General features: G+C 72.8%; 3 protein-coding genes. 2 read left to right on the top strand and 1 reads right to left on the bottom strand.

Features of this window, described 5'->3' with window-relative positions:
- Nucleotides 1–683: 683 nt before the first annotated feature.
- Nucleotides 684–1,376: a response regulator transcription factor gene (locus ACFV4G_RS27935; RefSeq protein ID WP_380444867.1), complete on the top strand. Its 693-nt coding sequence runs from the start codon at nucleotides 684–686 to the stop codon at nucleotides 1,374–1,376.
- Between the two features lie 191 nt (nucleotides 1,377–1,567).
- Entirely contained in the window at nucleotides 1,568–2,956 is a 1,389-nt protein-coding gene (locus ACFV4G_RS27930) for an ATP-binding protein (RefSeq protein ID WP_380444866.1), read from the top strand.
- A gap of 229 nt (nucleotides 2,957–3,185) precedes the next feature.
- On the opposite strand, the gene ACFV4G_RS27925 is transcribed toward ACFV4G_RS27930, so the two are convergent.
- The gene (locus ACFV4G_RS27925; RefSeq protein ID WP_380444892.1) at nucleotides 3,186–3,686 is read right to left on the bottom strand and encodes an RICIN domain-containing protein; all 501 of its coding nucleotides are present in this window, start codon (nucleotides 3,684–3,686) and stop codon (nucleotides 3,186–3,188) included.
- Between the last annotated feature and the right edge of the window lie 24 nt (nucleotides 3,687–3,710).

Genomic DNA, 3,710 nt, shown 5'->3' with positions numbered 1-3,710 from the left:
GCGCGGGGGGTCGGGAGCCTCCGCGCGCCGCGCGGCGGCGCCCCGGCGGGCGCCCCCGCCGCCCGCCGCCCCCCCCCCCCCCCGCGGCCGGTGCGGTGCCCCCCGCCGCAACGGCTTCGGCGGTCCCGGCACCGGCGAATGCCGCCGCGGTCATGGCACCCGCCGCGACCAGCCTGGTCGCCCGTACGCGGGTCGAACGGGCCACGGCCGCCCGGGCCTGCGCGGCGGCCTCGGCGCAACCGGGGCACGGGCAGTGGGCGGGTGCGGGGATCTCGCTGAATTCCGGCAACGACATCGTGGGCATCCTTGTCTCAAGAGCAACGACGTCCTCAGCAGCAGAGCCGGGGCCGAGGACGGAAGGTGAATCGGTGGTCGGTGCGAGGAGCGGTCCGAGCTCAGCCTCCGGGCGCATCCCCCGCCGGACCGGCCGGTGATGGCCGGGGCCTCGCGATCGGGCACTCTTCCGTGCATCGACGCCGGGAACGCGCGGGCTCGGCGAACACGCGGGCCCGGCAAACACCCAGGCCCGGCAAACATGCGGGCCCGGCAAACATGCGGGCCCGGCGCCGGGCGTCCGGGGCCGGTGGATGAAAGTAGACCACGTACCGGCCGCCACCGGCGGTCTCCTGAAGTCTGCTTCAGGGTTACCGGAGGGTTGCGACGGCGGGCGTCATGCTGGCGTCATGCGTCTGCTGCTCGTGGAAGACAACGCCAGATTCGCCGACCTGCTCCGCCAGGGCCTGGCCGCCGAGGGCGTCGACGCGGATTGGGCCCCCGACGGGCACACCGGCCTGCGGCGGGCCTTGGAGGGCGGCTACGACGTGATCGTCCTCGACGTGATGCTGCCGGGGATGCACGGGTACGAGGTGGTCGCGCGCCTGCGGACGGTCGGCGACCGGACGCCGGTCCTGATGCTCACCGCCAAGGACGGGGAGTACGACATCGCCGAGGGGCTGGAGACCGGCGCCGACGACTACCTGGTCAAGCCCTTCTCGTTCGTCGTGCTCCTCGCCCGCCTGAAGGCACTGGTGCGGCGCAGCGCCCAGCGGACCCCGACGGAGTGGCTGGTGGGCGACCTGCGGGTGGACCCGGTGTCGACCCGGGTCTGGCGCGGGGGGACGGAGGTCGAGCTCACCGGCAAGGAGTTCGCCGTCCTGGCCTGCCTGGCCGAACGGGCCGAGCAGGTCGTCGCGAAGCCGGAGATCATCAAGCGGGTCTGGGAGGGACGGTCGCCCCGGCCGCTCAACGTCGTCGAGGTCTACATCAGCGCCCTGCGCCGGAAGCTCGACACTCCCTTCGGGCTGGTGAGCATCCTCACCGTGCGGGGCGCCGGCTACCGGCTCACGGCACGGCACCGCGGCACCTCCCGCCCGTGAGCCCCGTGAGCCCCGTGAACCAGCGAATGGTGAACTGACGCCGTACTCAGGACTCGTGGCCGGACCAGCCGGACCTGCGCACTCAGGCATTCTGGTGGGATGCGTCTGCTGCCCGTTCCGTCAGCCCCTCCCGTCACGACCGTCTCCTGTGAACAGCCCCGGGACGACGCCGCCCGGCCGATCGGCCGCCGGTGAACGAGCAGTCAGCGCGGTTGAGGCGGTCGGCTCCGCGAACGCTGCGCGCCCGGGCCACCGCCGCCGTCACCGCGGCGTTCACCCTCGCGCTGGTCGCGGCCTCAGCCGCGTTCCTCGCTGCCCTGCGGGCCGACCTGTGGGAAGCCGCGAGGGACGAAGCACGGCGGAACGCGGTCTCGGCCATGGAAGTGCTGGAGGCGCAGAGCAGCTCCTCCGGCGGCAGCTACACGGTCCGGGGCGGCGCCGTCGGCGCCGTCAGCCTCGGCGACCCCGGTACGACGGCCGCGCAGTGGGATCCCGGACCGGTCGCGCAGCACCCTTCCGCGTCAGTGTCACCGACCTCTGCCTCCCCGTCCGCCGGCGCCCCCTCGGACGCGACGGCCATCGTGAACTCGGGCGATGGCCGCTTCCAGGTCGCCGCGGTCGTCGACTTCGACACCGCTCGCGCGACCCTGCTCAGCATGTCGTCGTGGATGATCCCCATCCTCCTCGTCCTCGTACTGTTCTGCGCCTGGCTGACCTGGACCGCGGTCGGCCGTGTGCTGGCGCCCGTCGAAGCGCTGCGCCGCGAGGTCGCCGACATCACGGCCGGTGACCTGCACCGGCGCCTGCCCGTACCCGGCGGGCGCGATGAGATCGCCCGCCTGGCCACGGCCATGAACGCCACGCTGGACCGGCTCGACCACGCGGTGGCCAGGCTGCGCACGTTCACCGGGGACGTCTCCCACGAACTGCGCAGCCCCCTCGCCACCCTGCGTACGCGTCTGGAGCTGTCGCTGGCCCACCCGGACCGGACCGACTGGCCGCGGACCGTCGCGGACGCCCTGGAGGACACCGACGAACTGGCGGGGCTCGTCGACGACCTGCTGCTGCTCGCCCGGCTCGACGCGCACCGCCCGGGCCGCGAGAGCGAGGTGGACCTCGCCGAGCTGGCCCGTGCCCACGGAGCGGTCCCGTCGAATTCGGCCGCCCCCGTCGTCCTCGTCGATGCGCCCGGCCCGGCAACGGTCCGGGGCACTCCCGCGCACCTGGTCCGCGTCCTCACCAATCTCGTCGACAACGCCCGCCGCCACGCGCGCGCCGCAGTCCACGTCCGGGTCGCGACGGAGGACGGCAGCATCACGCTGGAAGTCGCCGACGACGGTCCGGGGATCCCGCCCGCCGACCGGGAACGGGTCTTCGAACGGTTCACGCAGCTCGACGCGGCCAGGACCAGGGGCTGCGGAGGAGCCGGCCTCGGCCTGGCGATCGCCCGGTCCATCGCCACCACCCACCACGGCACGCTCACGGCCGAGGCTCCCGCGGGGACGGCACCTGGTGCCCGGCTCGTCCTGCGTCTGCCCGCCGCCGAGCGCGGACCACGGCCCGGGACGGACGGGAGCTGAGACCACGAAGGACCGCCTGGCGAAAATGACGCCTGGCGGTCCCGGAATTGCTGCGGTGCCTGGTGTCCTTCCAGGCCGGCACCGGATCCCGCGTGGAGGAGCATGTCCCTGCTTCGCTGCTTCTCCGGGCGGACCTTCTCCCTGGCGCCGACGGGCTCCTGCAGGTGCCCACCACGCCAGGGAGAGTCATGCAGCGGTCCAACCACTGCGGAGATCGGCTCCGGGGTTGTCAGCCCACCTGGAGCTTCCACTGCTGATCGGGGATGTCGAGGCAGTCCCACTGGAGGGCGTCGGCCCCCTCCTTCTTGCTGCCCTCCCGGATGCCCAGGCAGTAGCCCGAGTTGCTGTTGACGAGCTGCCAGCTGGAGCCGTGGACGAAGTTGAGCTTCCAGTGCCGGTCGCTACTGCCGTCACACTTCGCCTGGACCGCCGGGGCGCCCTTGTTCTTACTGCCTTCCTGTATGCCGAGGCACAGGCCGTGACCGTTCTCGATCGTGTACCCCTGCCCCGCCTCCTTGAACGTCCAGCTCTGCTCAGGCTTCTTGCTGCAGTCCCACTGCTGGACGAGGCGGCCGGGTTCGGACCCGCCACCCTTGGCGCCGATGCACATGTGGGACCCGACGTTCATGATCGTCGAACCACTTCCCGACGAGGCTTCGTCCGCCCGTGCGGGGCTTGCCCCCGCCCCCCGCCAACCCGCGTACCCTGCGCCGCTTGTTGCCGGGGGCAGGATTAGCGTTGTAGGCTAGACAGA

The sequence above is a fragment of the Kitasatospora sp. NPDC059747 genome (genome assembly GCF_042732955.1).
Classification (GTDB): domain Bacteria; phylum Actinomycetota; class Actinomycetes; order Streptomycetales; family Streptomycetaceae; genus Kitasatospora.
This window is presented reverse-complemented; position numbering and strand designations above follow the sequence as displayed.

What these genes read in the sequence shown, in the direction of transcription:
- ACFV4G_RS27935 (WP_380444867.1), top strand. Translation starts at nt 684, where the DNA reads ATGCGTCTGCTGCTCGTGGAAGACAACGCCAGATTCGCCGACCTGCTC.